Below are 15,064 nucleotides of genomic sequence, written 5' to 3' on the forward strand. Positions count from 1 at the left end.
GCGGACCGGCCGGCCCCTGCAGTTCAGCGGATCGGCTGACGGGTTTGGTTAGACTGAATCCGCGACACATCCGAGCGTCCACCCAGACGTTCACCCCGACAAATCAGGAGACAGTTGTGGCCCTAATTGAGGCAGTAGACGCACGCGAAATTCTCGACTCTCGTGGCAACCCGACCATCGAGGTCGAAGTTCTGCTCGGCGACGGAACAGTCAGCCGTGCTGCCGTGCCGTCCGGAGCGTCCACCGGCGTGTTCGAGGCCTACGAGCTGCGCGACGGCGACAAGGCCCGCTACCAGGGCAAGGGCGTGCTCAAAGCCGTCGAAGCCGTCATCGACGACCTCGGCCCCGCGGTCGAAGACATCGACGCGACCGACCAGCGCATCGTCGACCTCGTGCTTATCGAAGCCGACGGTACCGACAACAAGGAGCGTCTCGGCGCCAACGCCATCCTCGGCGTGAGCCTGGCCGTGGCCAAGGCCGCAGCGAGCTCGGCCGGGCTGCCGCTGTTCCGTTACCTCGGTGGCCCGAACGCGCACACCCTGCCCGTGCCGCTCATGAACATCATCAACGGCGGCTCGCACGCCGACAACGATGTCGACATCCAGGAATTCATGATCGTCCCGCTCGGAGCGGAGTCGTTCAGCGAGGCCCTGCGCTGGGGTGTTGAGACCTACCACTCGCTCAAGGCGCTGCTGCAGTCCAAGGGACTGTCCACCGGCCTCGGCGACGAGGGCGGCTTCGCTCCCAACCTGCCGAGCAACCGTGCTGCGCTCGACCTCATCGTCGAAGCCATCGAAAACGCCGGCTACGTTCCCGGCAAGGACATCGCCCTCGCGCTCGACGTGGCCGCGAGCGAGTTCTTCAAGGACGACAGCTACAACTTCGAGGGCAAGAAGCTCTCGGCCGAAGAGATGAGCGCGTACTACGCCGAGCTTGTCACCGACTACCCGCTCGTCTCCCTCGAGGACCCGCTCGAAGAAGACGACTGGGACGGCTACGTGCACCTCACCGCATCGCTCGGCGACAAGGTGCAGATCGTCGGAGACGACCTGTTCGTCACCAACCCGGTGCGTCTGGCCAAGGGCCTTACGCTCAAGGCAGCGAACTCCATTCTGGTCAAGGTCAACCAGATCGGTACCCTGACCGAGACGATGGATGCCGTCTCCCTCGCCCAGCGCGCCGGTTACACGGCGATCATCTCGCACCGCTCTGGCGAGACCGAAGACACCTTCATCGCTGACCTCGCCGTCGCAACGGATGCCGGCCAGATCAAGACCGGTGCGCCGGCGCGCAGCGAGCGCGTCGCCAAGTACAACCAGCTGCTGCGCATCGAAGAAGAACTCGGCGAGGCCGCGGTCTACGCCGGTCGCACCGCGTTCCCCCGCTTCACCGCGTAACAGCGCCCCACAAGAAAGCACGGGAGCGGGCTCCCGACCACCGATTCGGCTGGTCGGGGGCCCACAGCTTTCACTTGGTACCATTTTCACCAGCACGTTCAGCCAGCGGAAGGAGTTGCCGTGGATCAGAAACGACCTGCCCAGAGCACGTCGGCAGCACGGCAACCCGCTGTTTCGGAAACCGAGACGCCCGCCGGCGGCTGGCTGCGCAGCATCCGCTTCTCCGGATTTTCCCTCGTGATGATGGTCGTACTGATTCTTGCCGTCGTGGTGCTCGCGCCGAGTCTGCGCACCTACGCCGAACAGCGGCAGCAAATCAGCCAGCTCAGTGCAGCTGTCGCCGACCAGAAAGCCGAGGTCGACCAGCTCACGAGCCAGCGGGAGCGCTGGAACGACCGCACCTATGTCACGACGCAGGCCCGAGAGCGGCTGTCGTACGTGCTGCCAGGAGACATCAGCTTTCTCGTCATCAACGATCTGCCGATCGTCGCTCCGCTCGAAGCGGATACGAGCCCGGTCAGCACCAATATTCAAAGCACCACAATTGATTGGCTGGGTTCCTTGTTCGCCTCCACCATGACGGCCGGCCTCGCTCCGCAAGCACCCGCACCGGTGGTGCCATGACCCGGCCGCCGTTCGAACCGTTCACTGCGGCCGATATCGATCTCGTTTCGGCGCAGCTCGGTCGCCCGGCCCGCAACGTGGTCGGCATCGCCGCTCGCTGTGTCTGCGGAGCGCCGACCGTGGTCGCTACCGCTCCCCGGCTGGCCGACGGCACCCCGTTTCCCACGCTGTACTACCTCTGCCATCCGGCCGCGACGGCGGCGATCTCTTCGCTCGAGGCCACCCAGGTCATGAACGAATACAACGACCTGCTCGCCGACGATGACGAGGTGCGGGCAGCTTACGAGCGCGCTCACGAAAGCTTTCTGTTCGACCGCGACCAGCTCGGCACCGTGCCGGAAATCGCCGGGATCTCCTCCGGCGGCATGCCGAACCGGGTCAAGTGCCTGCACGCCCTCGCCGCGCACTCCCTGGCCGCCGGGACCGGCGTGAACCCGATCGGCGACCTCGCGCTGGCGCGTGCGGCCTGGTCGCCCACGGTCTGTGTCTGCCTGGACTACACCGCGTTGGCCGCTGCTTCAGGGTCGGCTTCGGAGTGACCGCACGCTCTCGCCCTGTCACCACCGGTGTCGCGCTCGCCCTCGCCACAACGCTGTTCGCCGGCACTATCGCCGGCTCCGTCGTGGTCGACGCGCCCGCAGCCCACGCCGACCAGATTCGTGACCTGCAGTACTGGCTGAACGACTACGGGTTCACCGAAGCCTGGAACACCACGCGGGGCGCCGGCGTCACCGTCGCCGTCATCGACTCCGGGGTCAACGGCAGCGTTCCCGAGCTGAACGGCGTCGTGACCGGGGGAACGGATGTTTCCGGCCTCGGTTCCGCAAATGGCCAGACGCCGGTCGCCGGCGACGACGATGACGGAGAGCACGGCACTCTGGTGGCCTCGCTGCTGGCCGGTCGCGGAACCGGTGACGGCGCGGGCCTCATCGGGGTGGCGCCGGAAGCATCCATTCTGGCGGTGTCGGTCGGGTTCGGAAGCACCCGTTCCACGGTGAGTAACGATGACCAGATCGCGCAGGGCATCCGCTGGGCTGTCGACAACGGTGCTGATGTCATCAATATGTCGCTTACCCGCAACACGCTGTACTGGCCGGAAAGCTGGGACGACGCCTTTCTTTACGCGTTTGAGAACGATGTCGTCGTCGTTGCTGCGGCCGGCAACCGGGGGAGCGGTACCACCGAGGTCGGTGCTCCCGCGACTATTCCCGGTGTGCTCACTGTGGCCGGTGTTGACCGCAACAAGACGGCAAGTTTCGACGCGTCCTCGCAGGGAATCACTATCGCCATCGCCGCTCCGAGTGAGAAGTTGGTGGGTGTCATGCCGGACTCGTCGTACGTGCAGTGGGACGGAACCAGCGCGGCGGCGCCGATTGTGTCCGGGCTCGTTGCGCTGGTTCGAGCCGCGTATCCCAACCTTGACGCGGCGGGGGTCATGAACCGGGTGATCGCCACCGCGAACGCGAACGGGCAATCAGTGCCGAGCCCGATCTACGGCAATGGTCTGATCGATGCCGCAGCCGCGGTGACCCGATATGTCGCTCCGGCGACCGGGGCCACTCCGAGCGAGTTGCTGACGGAGTGGATCACCCTGCACCGTCGGGCCCAGATCGAGGTGGTTCCCACCGAGGAACCCGCCGCCGAGGCGCCCGCAGCCGTGGACGACGACCCGGCGCTACCGACCCAGAACGTGCTCACGGCCTGGCTTCCCAACCAACTGACATTGACCTATATTAGTCTGCCGCTCGCTGTACTCGTGGTGTTTGGTATCCTAGTAACGCTGTTGGGCATTGGGGCCACTCGGCAAATCAAGCGAATTCGGCGCAACCCCAAAGATTTCGCACAAACATAATCATGTAGGAGGCCTTCTCATCGTGCCCAAAATTCTCATTGTTGGTGGCGGCTACGCCGGTTTTTACACGGCGTGGAAGCTCGAGAAATGGCTACGATCCGGCGAAGCCGAGGTCACCATTGTTGACCCGCTGCCATACATGACGTACCAGCCCTTCCTGCCGGAGGTGGCTGCCGGGTCTATCGAGCCGCGTCACGTGGTTGTGTCGCACCGTCGGCACCTCAAGAAGACCAATGTTGTCTCCGCCAAGGTTACGTACGTGAACCACGCCGAGAAGACGGCCACGATCACTCCGCCGATCGGCGAGCCGTACGAGTTCAAGTACGACATCGTCGTGGTCACGGCCGGTGCTGTGTCGCGCACCTTCCCGATCCCAGGTGTTGCCGACCAGGCCATCGGCCTGAAGACCGTCGAAGAAGCCGTCGCCATTCGCGACCGCGTGCTCACCAACTTCGACCGGGCGGCTGCCCTGCCGGCTGGCCCGGAACGCGAACGTCTGCTTACCTTCGTCGTGGTCGGTGGCGGTTTCGCTGGTATCGAGGTGTTCGCCGAGCTGCGCTCCTTCGCCACCTCGCTGCTTACCCTCTACCCGGAGATCAGCTTCGAAGAGACCAACTTTCATCTCATTGAAGCCATGGGTCGCATCATGCCCGAGGTTTCGCTCAAGACAAGCCTGTGGGTTATCGACAACCTGGCCGGTCGCGGTGCGCAGATTCACCTCGACACCCAGCTGACCAGCGCGGTCGACGGCAAGATCGAGCTCTCCACCGGAGAGACCTTCGAGACCGACCTCATCGTCTGGACGGCCGGAGTCATGGCCAACCCCACGATCGTGCGTCACACTGATCTGCCGATCGAAGAGCGTGGTCGTCTGCAGGTTCGTGCCGACCTGCGTGTTGGAACCGAAGACGACATCATCGCTGACGCCTGGGGTGCCGGCGACGTGAGCTGCGTTCCCGACCTGAGCGGTGGCGGTGTCGGCGGCAACTGCGTGCCCAACGCCCAGCACGCCGTGCGTCAAGGCAAGCTGCTCGCCAAGAACTTGGTTGCTGTGCTGCGCGGCGAAGAGCCCGTGCAGTACCTGCACAAGAACCTCGGTGCCGTGGCCGGTCTCGGCATTGGTGTCGGCGTGTTCCAGAGCGGTAACCTCGCCATCACCGGTCTGCCGGCCTGGTTCGCGCACCGCGGCTATCACGGCCTGGCCATGCCCAGCTGGGAGCGCAAACTGCGCGTCGTCTGGGGCTGGGTCAACAACGTGTTCCTCGGTCGCGATGTCGTGTCGCTCGGCGCCACCGAGAACCCGCGCGCTGTGTTCGAAGAGTTCGCGTCGCGTCCGAAGCCGCCGGCACCGGCTGCTGCTGCGCCCGCAGCCAAGGCGCCGACGGCTCCGCGTGCGCCTCGTGCGCCGCGCAAGCCCACGGTCAAGGCTGCTGCAGCGGATGCCGCCGCTGGCGCCACGAAGGCACCCGCCGCGCAGGCGCCGGTTGCGGAGAAGGCGGCCGCTGAGGCATCCGCTTCGAAGTAGCTTTTCGGTAGGTGCTGCCGGGCGGTATTCGCGCTCGGCAGCACCTACGCTGTAACTGCCCGTCACCGGGTATGCCCCCATAGCCCAATTGGCAGAGGCAGACGACTTAAAATCGTCACAGTCTGGGTTCAAGTCCCAGTGGGGGCACCACGAGAATTTCTACTCTGATCTAGGATTTAACTTGGTCACCGGGGCCTCAGTACCCTGATTGCCCACATTCCGCCCACACTTAAAATCATTCGGGCCTGATCGAGGGCCACTGCGACGCTGTTCAGGTCGTCGTCGAAGAGCTCCGCGTACACGTCGAGGGTCATCGCGGCCGAGGCGTGGCCGAGCATCCGCTGCAGCGCTTTGACGTTCGCGCCGGCGGACACAGCCAAGCTCGCGGCGGTGTGCCGTAGATCGTGCGGCGTGACGCGCGGGAAAGTCGGATCGACCTCCCGGGCGCGTTTGAGGGCGTAGACCAGCCAGCCGTCCCGAGCTGACGGGGTGCGCTGGTGCGACAGCCCGTTGCCAAACAGGATCTGGTCAGGTGTCTTGTCGGCGCAAAGCAGTGCCAGGCGGTCCGCCAGGAACGGCGGGAACGGAACCGTGCGTGCCTCGTGCGACTTGGGCGTGCCGAGGAGAATCTTGCCGCCGACCCGCACGGCGTTCTCCCGTACCGCCAGACGCCTGCGGGTGAGGTCCACGTCTCGCACCCGTAATCCAGTCACCTCACCCCAGCGCAGGCCGGTGTAGGCGAGGGTCAGTATGACTGTTCCGTGCGTCGTCGCCGAGGTTGCGAGCAGGTCGACCTGTTCGTGTGAGAGATACGTGTGCGGTTTCTTCAACCGTAGGCTTCACCGAGCCTCAGATACCTCTCACCAACCGAGTTCAAGCAAGCCCGCTACGCGGCCCTCAACCGAGAGCCGCAATCCGCATAGGAGCGGCAGCAAACCTGGGGCGATTCAGCGAGGGAAACAACGCCGGAAACACCGTTTAAGAGACAACCCCTCGAAATTCGTGGCGTCGAGGGGGTTGGCCTGGACGCGGGCGTCGGGTCAGGGGTTGCAGTAGTCGCACCAGGTGGGGTCGGCGCGAGTGTTGTCGCGTGAGACTCTGCTCCGGTGGTCGCATTTGCCGCAGGCGTGGATGTCGGCGGCGATGACGCGGGTCGGGGAACCGCATTGGGAGCAGGGGAGGCCGTGTTCGACGTCGACTTGCCCGAACCCGGGGGTCTGACAGGTGGGGCATTCGGTGGCGAGACGTTGGGCCATTTGGGCGCAGAGGGTTCGGATGGTATCTGCGCGGGAGGGTGCGTGGTGCGCCCGGTAGTCGGGTAGAACGATCACGGTGGACCCATTCTTGAGCATTGCCTGAACGGTCTGCTCAAGCTGGTCAAGGTCCGTGATGTTTTTGTGGGCGGTGGTTAGGGCAGCTTTCGTGCTTTGCACGATCACTCCTTGGGCGGGGAAGCCTAGCGCTTCACCGTAACGTCGGGCTTGGGGTGCCGCGGTGATGGTGTGGCCTCCGGGGATGGGGGAGGTGGTGCGGGTGCCTTCAATGAGTTCCAGTCCGAGGTCGTCGTCGATGAACAGCAGAATCTCCATGTGCTCGACCGGCCCGAAGGTTGCGCTGAAGCTTCCCTCGGAGGCAAGACCGAGGGTGCTGCTGGCCATTTGCATGCCGAGGCGAGCTTTTACGCGGGCGGCAGCTCTGGGGGTGAGGATGCGGGGGATATCGCCGGCGAAGGTTCCGAACTGGTCGGTGTCCAGTCCTTCGGGGGCGGTGACTGTCGCACCGAGAACGTCACGGAATGCGTCGCGTGCGAGGTGTTCTTTGCCGTGCATGGTTGCGAAGGTGATGTGGCGGTCTTTATAGTGCGTGGGGCGGAGAGTCATTGGAAGTACTCGGGGCGGGAGACGTAGGTGTCGGCCACGAACATGACTCCGCTGGAGGTGCTGAGCAGCTCGCGGATGGCGTCGATGAGCTCGCCGGATTTGCCCGGGGGAAGGACGGTGATGAGCATGGTGAGGGTGTCGTATTCGTTGAACAGCAGGGCACCAGAGTGTTGGCCATGGTGGCCGATGCCAGACACCCCGGATACCGAGGTGTAGCCGGTGGCGCCGGCGGTGGTGATCAATTCGCGGATGGCGGAAGCGTCACGGGCGGGCACGATCACCTCCAATCGAGTCATCTGAGTCAGGTTGTTCACAGTGAGGTCCCTTCCGTGGTCGAGTTTGTCGGTTTCCACCCGTAGGCGCCGTACTGGTGCCAGGGTTCGTGGGCGGTGCTGCGGGCGGTGAGGGTGATCCAGTCGTTGTCGAACAGGTTCCTCAGCACCTGGTTGCGGGAGATGATGACACCGATCCGCTCCAGGGGTGCCTCGATGATGACGGCCAACCGCATCGGCTCATGGAAGAGTGTTGTGCCGACCCCGACCGATTGCCAGGGCAGCCCGCGCCGGAGGTCCCCGGCCTGACCGGCGATCACTCCGATGGTGCCGATGGCGTTGTGAATGGTTTTCGTGCCCGCACCCAAGGTGTCGGGGTTGAGCGCGGAGAAGTAGTACTGGTGGTTGATCCACTGCGCGACCACAAGGGGGGCAGTCATGATTGTCTCCAGCGCGGTCCCGTCCGGGTCGAGGGAGGTGTCGTAGGAGTGCAGGAACACGCGCCGGCCGAGGTCGATCCCGCGGGTCAGGGTGCGGGAGCCGATGACCATAGCGGCGTTGCCGGCGAGCCCGAGCTCGGGGTACACCTCCGCCCAGTCATACGCCCGCGCCCGCACCCGTGCTGGGGACTGCCTCCTCGTCGCTCCCGGAAGATCTGCCGCGCGCTCGTTCAGGAGCGCTAGTCCAGCGTCGTAGTGCAGCTGATCAAACTGGCTAGTCAGGCCGCGGTGGGTGTCGGGGATGAGGTGATGGTCGAGCAGGGTGATGGTGTCGCGGGTGGTGTTGTGGTCGGCTGCGACGAAAACCGTGTCTTCCGGGATGTCGATTCCTCGCAGCATCAGCAGCGCCCGGACGGCCGGGTCGTTGAAGATTGTTGCGGCGGCGCGAGCGTTGGCAGCGCCAGGGTTTCCGCCACACGCGCCGCAGTCCAGGGCGGACTGGTAGAGGTTGTTGGCCGACTCGGAGGAATGTCCGGCCAACACCACCAGTGGTGCGAAATCGGTCATTCCCATCATCCTTACGGCGGTTTCGGCGATGCCGGCGCGTTCCTCGAGCGTGAAAGCGTCCGCGATCGTCACAGCACTATGCAGCGGAACTGAATGCCAGCGGTTCAGTCGTCGATGCAGGCTGGGTGCAAAGGTGCGTAGCATGCTGGTTGGACCGTAGAGCCAGCCGGCCGTTTCCGCGAACGCGAACGGGGTTGCGGTGCTGGAGTCAGCGTTGTGCACGGCCCGACGAAGCGCGTCCCGGGCACGACCGCGCGCCACATACTTCTCAGCGTGAACGGTGTCGGTCGGGTCCTCAGTGAGAGTGTGACGTGGCGTGAGCAGAGCGGGCAGCGAGTTGATGCTCCCGCGGGCGCTGTATCGGGCGAACCGGACGGGTACCCCGAAGAACCCGGCGAACCCGAACGTCTCCACCTCGTCCGTGATTTCTAGGTGACGTCGCATGCCTTCCGATCTGGGGTCGATGCACATCACCACCTGAAATGTGGGCCGCACTCCACGAGTCGAAGTCGCCGGGCTCAGGGACCGGATCAGGGTGGTGCGGTAGTGCAGTTCGTAGGCTTTCTGCCAGGTGAACGGGTGCTCAGTGATCGGGTGGTGGGCCAGCACGCGGGCAATGGCCGCCACGGCTTCACGCGTGGGTCGTTCACTGAGGCGCGCGGTGAGCTGTTCAGCCCGCTGCCAGAGCCCCGCCCGCTCATCGGCTACGCCAGCGGGCGACGGCAATGCTGCCACTGGGAGGGTGAGCACTGCTCGTAGGACGAACCGGCTGGCGAGGTAGGAGGTCAGGTCAATATCGCCGTGCTTCTCTGCCCGCCACTTGATGTAACCGACCCATCCTGGCTGGTGCTCCAGTTCTTGGGCGAGGGTACCCCGGATCAGTTCTGGGGCGATGGCGAGCCGGGCCAGCGCCCAGTCGAGGGCCGCGTCCGCCTGCACTGGTGCTTCCCGCAGGGTCCGTCGTGCGGCCCGAGGCAGACAGGGGTCCCGGAGGGCCAGGCGGCGCCAAGCCCCAAAGAACCCGTCTCCGATGTGAGGCATTGGCCACAGCGGATCCGGGGTCAGGCCCGCGGGCAACCATGCAGCCAGATACTCATCAAGCCACCGCGTCGAGCGCGAAGGTGCGGACGGTGTCGGGATCGGAGCCCACGAGGCGGTGGTCATGTCGAGGACGGCGACTCGAACGGCGGGGACCGTCTGCCCGTCCACGCTGAACGTGGCGGAGGAAAGTTCCGGGATTCGTTCGCTGATTGCTTGGGCAAGGTCGGCATCGGTAATGCGGCCCTTCCTCAGATCCTCCAAATAGTCGTGCTGATCGCGGGTCAGCGCAACCCCAGCCGCGGTGACAGTGTGGAAAGGGTTGGCCTCGTGGCCGGCCAAGGGGTTCACGGCGATGAACGACTCCACCGGCCACCCGGACACGATGTTCCGGGCGGCAGACGCGATCTGCGCGCGAAGAATCAAACTCATGACACAACTCTCTGAACACTCGGCGGGCGGGATACGGTCGTCGTCACAGCGCGGGCATAGACGAGATTGCGGAAACCGGTGAGGCACTGGGTGCTGGCAAGCAGTTGCACGCCCAGCAGACTGAGCCCCGGAAGTAGCAGCAGCCATGCGGGGGCAGCAGTGATGGAGAAGACCGGCTGTAAGGCAGCGGTGAAAGTGTGGAGGAACGCGACGTAGCCGACCAGGAGGAGCACTGTCGCGCCGACACCGGACACGAAGGTGCGGAGCGTGAAGTGAGTGATCAGGGCGGAAGCCAGGGCGACGGAGGCGGTCAGGGAGACGAAGCCGAGCAAGCCGATCGTTGCCGCTGAGGCTGTGGGCGCCAGGACCAGTTTTGCGGCCAGCAGCGTGCCGCCGGGCACGAGGACACCCACCGCTACCGCGATGCCGTAACTGACACGGGTGCGAGGTTTCGGGTCAGGTAGGTCGCGGCTGACGGTGTGTTGGGTGATGCCCGCGCCGGCTCCCAAGAACAGTGCGGACTTGAAGAGGGAGTGAGCGATCAGGTGGAAGATCGCGGCGGCGAACAGCCCGAGGCCGCAGGCCATGATCATGAATCCCATCTGCCCCATCGTCGAAAACACCAACCGACCCTTCACGTCCGCACGCACCAACCGCACCGCAGCAGCGTAGGTGAGTGTTGTCGCTCCCACCAGAAAAACGATCGTCATGACCGAGGCGTGCAGAGCAATGGCGGGAGCGAACCGGAACAACAGGATCGCGCCTGCGTTGACGACACCGGCGTGCATCAGGGCGGACACAGGAGTGGGTGCCGCCAAAGTGAACGGCAACCAGCCGTGAAAAGGGATCTGGCTGGAGCGTGCGAACGCACCTGTCGCCAGCAGCCCGGCCACGATCACCTGCACCGGCACCGGCAGGCCCGTGACCACAGCACCCAGCCGGGCCCAGGACAGGTCCCCGCCACCCGCCACCAGCAGCACCACCACCGCGGACACGAACGCGGCATCGGCGAGGATGAACCTCACCGCGGTGGCCCGCTTCCCGCGCCGAGCCTGAGCTAGCGGAAAATACGTTCCCAGCAGCAGTACCAACGCCGCTCCCGCGCCGATCCACCCGACTGCAAATACCGCGACGGAGCCTGCACACACCATCAGAACGGTGAACCCTGTCAACAAGGCGGAGGCGGCCACAAACCAGAGCTGGCGTGAGTCGCCTCGAAGGTAGCGGATCGCGAAGCTCTGGATCAGGGCGCTGAGGCCTAGCACCAACGCCGATAACACCACCGCCAGGCCATCCACCTGCAGCGTCGACCGCTGGATCCCCACGCGCAGAGAGCCCGAGGAGAAGATGACCGGAATGGCAACGACCGTGACCAAAAATCCGACCCCCATGACCACCGCTACGAGACGTGCGACCACCTCCGCCGGCTGGTTCAGTTGGTTGCCGTTCATACCCGCCCTTCATAACACGTAACATAAAACACGATAAATATAACACGTGTTGTGGATCGGAAATCAGCAATGGGGAAAAGCGGGTCCCGTGGGGGACAATGATTTGATGACGCACTGGACGTTTCTGACCAATCACGCGCACGTGCTGCTGTGTGTGGCCGATAACCCGAACGTTCGGCTGCGGGACGTGGCAGTGCAGGTCGGCATCACCGAGCGGGCAGCGCAACGCATTGTCACCGAGTTGGAAGAGGCCGGCTACCTGGAGCGGGAGCGAGACGGGCGGCGCAACCTCTACCGCCTGAACACGGCGATGCCGCTACGGCACCCGCTGGACCGCGACCACCGCATCGGGGAACTGCTTGCTTTTCAAGCTCTACGGCCCGCCGGCACGACCGGGCTGCCTCAGGACTCCAAGGCCCAGGCCGAGCAGGTCCGCTCGATCGCCGTCGATCGACTGGGCGCGATCCTCTGGCACGCCCCTGCAGAGGTCATGGCGCGCCTTGACGACGCATTGCGTCTTCACTTGCAGCTATAGAGAAACTGCCCTCCACGGCGAGATCCACTCCCGGACGTTGGGGTGTCCGTTGACCGTTCGGCTTACGGTCGGTGGTGGGTGGTGGCATTCTTCAACTCTGGCTATCCATAGACAAATTCGAGGATGATCGTTTGGGGGAACGGATGAGTGTGAATTGCTTGTATTTCAGGTTTTTCTCCTGTGAGATCAGTCGTGTGTGTTGGCAGAATTGTGTGCACCGGTCGAAGTGAACTTTCTGTCTGATGACCATCTGCCTACGGATCTGGATCCGACCATTCAGGCCATCAAACCGACAACAGTCCCTCTGGTTAGAGTAACGAGGCCCTACCATTCTGGGATACACGAGTAAATCGTTCGGGGCCAAGCCTGGGAGGGACCAATGGAGATTGTTGAACTTGGTGAGACTGCCGTCATCGGAATCGAAGTTGTCGCTTACTTCGGCCAGCTACGCTCCGAGATGCCTGCGGCCTGGCGCGAGCTGTTTTCCCGTCAAGACGAGCTGCCCGCCTTAGGCACAGGCGTCTTCGTCGAGGCCAGCAACCATTTAGGCGACGGCCGTTACCGCGAGATTATTGGAGCAGTAGCTGTCGTCGCCGACGTTGCAGTGCCTGATGGTATGGCTGTTGCGCTCCTTCCCGGTGGAAGATTCGTCCACCACCGGCATGACGGTTCGGTGGCAACCATCGCAGGCGGTTACCAGACGATTTATGACTGGGCTGCAGAGCAGGGATTGACTCTCGGGAACCGCAAGCTCGATGTCGGATACACGGCCGATGATGTTCAACAACCGCACGAACTTTACGTCGACATTCTCATCTGACGGCCGCCCCCATTCACGACGAGATCAGGCTATACCGGCCGAACCGCCGTGCAATGCCAGTGATCCGCGCAGCTGTCGAAGTCGTCCGGATGCGGCAGCCTCGTCTACTTGTTGAGAGAGGGACTCGGTGGCAGGTCATCTTTCCCGTGTGGCACAAAATCAGCGAGTTCGGCAATTCACGTAGTCCACCCGAGATCTCTCCCGTTGACTGTTTCCCTTGCGGGCGTTCTCGTCCAGCCCGCCCACATTGCTCCTCCGACTCGCTGGGTGGAGCAGCCTTCGGTCGACAGACCTTGTTGGCCGGAGGCGATCTCGTCCTCGTCGCACTCATCGCATTTTTCAAGGCAGTGCTGAGTCTGCGGAAGCTATCGCGAGCGACCGGGTGGTTTTCCGCGCAATGACAAACCCAGATACGGCCAACCGCTCGGGCTGTCAGATGGCCTGGACGAATCTCACCGGCGCGTCTCGATTGTCCTCTTCGACGGTTTCGAGCTACTCGACGTTTTTGGCCCGTCAGGCCTACTCGGAATGCTGCCGTAGGCGTTTTCTGTCGAATTGGTCGGCTCCTCTCAAGGGCTTGTGAGGAGCAGTCAGGGTGCCGAGGTCGTGGCGACCGTTGGGTATCGTGACGCGAAACTTCCCTCCATCGTTCTCGTTCCTGGAGGACGAGGTACTCGCTCGCTCGTCAACGACGCCGAATTCTTCGAGAGGCTGGCAGCGTGGGCGAGCGAGGCAAGACTCGTGACGTCGGTGTGCACCGGGGCCGCTCTGCTCGCCGCGGCCGGGCTGCTCGACGGGTTTCGAGCGACGACTAATAAACGTGCGTACTGATGGGCGACGTCGTATGGTTCGTCCGTCGAATGGGTCACTCAAGCACGGTGGGTAGAGGACCGCAGCTGATGGCCGTCTTCAGGCGTTGCGGCAGGAATTGACATGATCGCCGCATTGGTTGTACATCTCTTCGGACCAGAGACTGCTGCGGCGGTGGCCGCCGCTGCCGAGCTCAAGATCCACACGGACCCGCACTGGGATCCCCTCGCTGCGGCAAACGGACGAAAGCCGTCCCGCAGAGGGTTCCCTTTCAAACACGAGGTGCTCGAGACCCCGCCTCGCGTGCTGGCACAGCCCGATGTCCCCCTGACGTGCCGATCCGTACACTGGTCACATGTCAGCCAGAGTGCGCCTTGCGCGATCGGGAGACCTCGACGTCATCGAGAAGATTGAAAACGATGCCGACCAGCTCTTGATCAACACACTCAAGCCGGAGGGTTGGGCTGCCGCCCCCTCTGGAGCTGCTCGTGCGTCGCAGCCCGGCTTCATCCTTGTCGTCGAGCTCGACGACGGTCACGTTGGCGGGTTTGTTCATGTTCTCGAGGTCGACGGCCTGTGCCACTTGGAGCAGCTGTCCGTAGCGCCGGCGGAGGCGCGGAAGGGTTGGGGGCGGGCGCTCGTGGCGGCCGCCAAAATCCAAGCGCAGGAGCGCGGGTACCACCGCATCTCGCTTCGAACCTACGCGGACGTCCCATGGAATGCCCTGTTCTACGCAAGTGCCGGTTTTGTCGAGGAAGAGCCATCCACGCAATTTCATCGTTCCCTGGTCGGCGTCGAGGCCGAACTTGGACTTAACCAATATGGGCACCGGGTACAGATGGTTGCCTACGCTGAACCATCAACCCCGTAAGAGGTTCGTCTTTCGGAGTGAGGTCGTTGTGGAATCGGGCGGCCAAGCCGGCGATGCGACGAAAACGTTCACTGTGATGAAGATCGTGCGCTACCCCGGCAAGTTCGACCCGACGCCGAAGCAGGGCGTTGGCGCGCATAAGGATTCCGGGGTGCTGACACTCCTGCGTCGAACCGGGCAAGGGCGGCCTGCAGGTCGAGAAGGACGGTGCCCGGATCGATGCGCCGCCGCTGGATGGGGCCTTCGTGGCGAACATCGGCGAGCTGCTCGAGGTGGCCACCGACGTCTACCTGAACGCGACCGTGCACCGGGTGATCTCGCCGCTCATCGGCGAGGACAGGATCACGATCCCGTTCTTCTTCGGGCCGGCATTCGACGCGACGATCCCGCTCCTCGCCCTGCCCGACGAGTTGGAGACCCCAGGCATCATGGCAGAACCGGAGAACCCGATCTTCACCACGTACGGTGAGAATGCGCTTAAGAGCCGGCTGCGCACGCATCCGGATGTGGCCGCGATCCACTACTCCGACCTCGCCAAGTAACCCCCGGC

At 64.0% G+C, this 15,064-nt stretch carries 14 protein-coding genes, 1 tRNA gene and 1 pseudogene; 11 read left to right on the forward strand and 5 right to left on the reverse strand.

Annotated elements, in window-relative coordinates:
- The first annotated feature begins 116 nt into the window (after nt 1-116).
- The 6 genes from eno (at nt 117) to BLS91_RS10480 (ending at nt 5,548) form a co-directional block, all read left to right on the forward strand.
- A complete protein-coding gene (gene eno, locus BLS91_RS10455; RefSeq protein ID WP_092340657.1) occupies nt 117-1,397 on the forward strand; it encodes a phosphopyruvate hydratase in 1,281 nt (426 codons plus the stop codon).
- Between the two features lie 120 nt (nt 1,398-1,517).
- Nucleotides 1,518-2,021, forward strand: a complete 504-nt coding sequence (locus BLS91_RS10460; protein ID WP_233197390.1) for an FtsB family cell division protein — start codon at nt 1,518-1,520, stop codon at nt 2,019-2,021.
- On the forward strand, nt 2,018-2,560 hold the full coding sequence (locus tag BLS91_RS10465) for a DUF501 domain-containing protein (protein WP_092340658.1): 543 nt from the start codon (nt 2,018-2,020) through the stop codon (nt 2,558-2,560). The genes BLS91_RS10460 and BLS91_RS10465 overlap by 4 nt, the downstream gene beginning before the upstream one ends.
- Nucleotides 2,557-3,873, forward strand: coding sequence for a S8 family serine peptidase (locus BLS91_RS10470; protein ID WP_092340659.1), 1,317 nt, complete (start codon nt 2,557-2,559; stop codon nt 3,871-3,873). The genes BLS91_RS10465 and BLS91_RS10470 overlap by 4 nt, the downstream gene beginning before the upstream one ends.
- 22 nt (nt 3,874-3,895) lie before the next feature.
- Nucleotides 3,896-5,398: an NAD(P)/FAD-dependent oxidoreductase gene (locus tag BLS91_RS10475; RefSeq protein WP_092340660.1), complete on the forward strand. Its 1,503-nt coding sequence runs from the start codon at nt 3,896-3,898 to the stop codon at nt 5,396-5,398.
- Between the two features lie 73 nt (nt 5,399-5,471).
- Nucleotides 5,472-5,548: transfer RNA gene (locus tag BLS91_RS10480), tRNA-Leu, on the forward strand.
- A 35-nt stretch (nt 5,549-5,583) separates the two neighbouring features.
- Here the strand turns inward: BLS91_RS10480 and BLS91_RS10485 are convergent.
- The 5 genes from BLS91_RS10485 to BLS91_RS10505 form a co-directional block, all read right to left on the reverse strand.
- Nucleotides 5,584-6,228 (reverse strand): site-specific integrase, encoded by a 645-nt coding sequence (locus BLS91_RS10485; RefSeq protein WP_092340661.1) that lies wholly within the window; start codon nt 6,226-6,228, stop codon nt 5,584-5,586.
- 210 nt (nt 6,229-6,438) lie between these two features.
- Nucleotides 6,439-7,278 (reverse strand): DUF6671 family protein, encoded by an 840-nt coding sequence (locus BLS91_RS10490; RefSeq protein ID WP_092340662.1) that lies wholly within the window; start codon nt 7,276-7,278, stop codon nt 6,439-6,441.
- Nucleotides 7,275-7,574 carry a P-II family nitrogen regulator gene (locus tag BLS91_RS10495; protein WP_092340788.1) on the reverse strand — a complete coding sequence of 100 codons (300 nt, stop codon included), beginning with the start codon at nt 7,572-7,574 and terminating at the stop codon, nt 7,275-7,277. Before BLS91_RS10495 ends, BLS91_RS10490 begins: the two co-directional genes overlap by 4 nt.
- 14 nt (nt 7,575-7,588) lie before the next feature.
- Entirely contained in the window at nt 7,589-10,027 is a 2,439-nt protein-coding gene (locus tag BLS91_RS10500) for a putative inorganic carbon transporter subunit DabA (RefSeq protein WP_159433849.1), read from the reverse strand.
- Complete coding sequence (locus BLS91_RS10505; protein ID WP_092340664.1) at nt 10,024-11,478, reverse strand: proton-conducting transporter transmembrane domain-containing protein; 1,455 nt, start codon at nt 11,476-11,478, stop codon at nt 10,024-10,026. Before BLS91_RS10505 ends, BLS91_RS10500 begins: the two co-directional genes overlap by 4 nt.
- Before the next feature lie 106 nt (nt 11,479-11,584).
- On the opposite strand from BLS91_RS10505, the gene BLS91_RS10510 reads away from it, so the two are divergent.
- From BLS91_RS10510 to BLS91_RS10530, 5 genes and pseudogenes are all read left to right on the forward strand, one after another.
- On the forward strand, nt 11,585-12,013 hold the full coding sequence (locus tag BLS91_RS10510) for a MarR family transcriptional regulator (RefSeq protein WP_092340665.1): 429 nt from the start codon (nt 11,585-11,587) through the stop codon (nt 12,011-12,013).
- 379 nt (nt 12,014-12,392) lie between these two features.
- Nucleotides 12,393-12,833 (forward strand): GyrI-like domain-containing protein, encoded by a 441-nt coding sequence (locus BLS91_RS10515; protein ID WP_092340666.1) that lies wholly within the window; start codon nt 12,393-12,395, stop codon nt 12,831-12,833.
- A gap of 555 nt (nt 12,834-13,388) precedes the next feature.
- Nucleotides 13,389-13,664, forward strand: a complete 276-nt coding sequence (locus BLS91_RS20330; protein WP_276326801.1) for a DJ-1/PfpI family protein — start codon at nt 13,389-13,391, stop codon at nt 13,662-13,664.
- A gap of 334 nt (nt 13,665-13,998) precedes the next feature.
- Entirely contained in the window at nt 13,999-14,514 is a 516-nt protein-coding gene (locus BLS91_RS10525; RefSeq protein ID WP_092340667.1) for a GNAT family N-acetyltransferase, read from the forward strand.
- Nucleotides 14,515-14,584: 70 nt separating this feature from the next.
- Nucleotides 14,585-15,056, forward strand: a pseudogene (locus BLS91_RS10530) (2OG-Fe(II) oxygenase family protein); the annotation flags it as partial.
- Nucleotides 15,057-15,064 lie beyond the last annotated feature (8 nt).

The sequence above is a fragment of the Cryobacterium flavum genome, assembly GCF_900103805.1.
GTDB classification, from domain to species: domain Bacteria; phylum Actinomycetota; class Actinomycetes; order Actinomycetales; family Microbacteriaceae; genus Cryobacterium; species Cryobacterium flavum.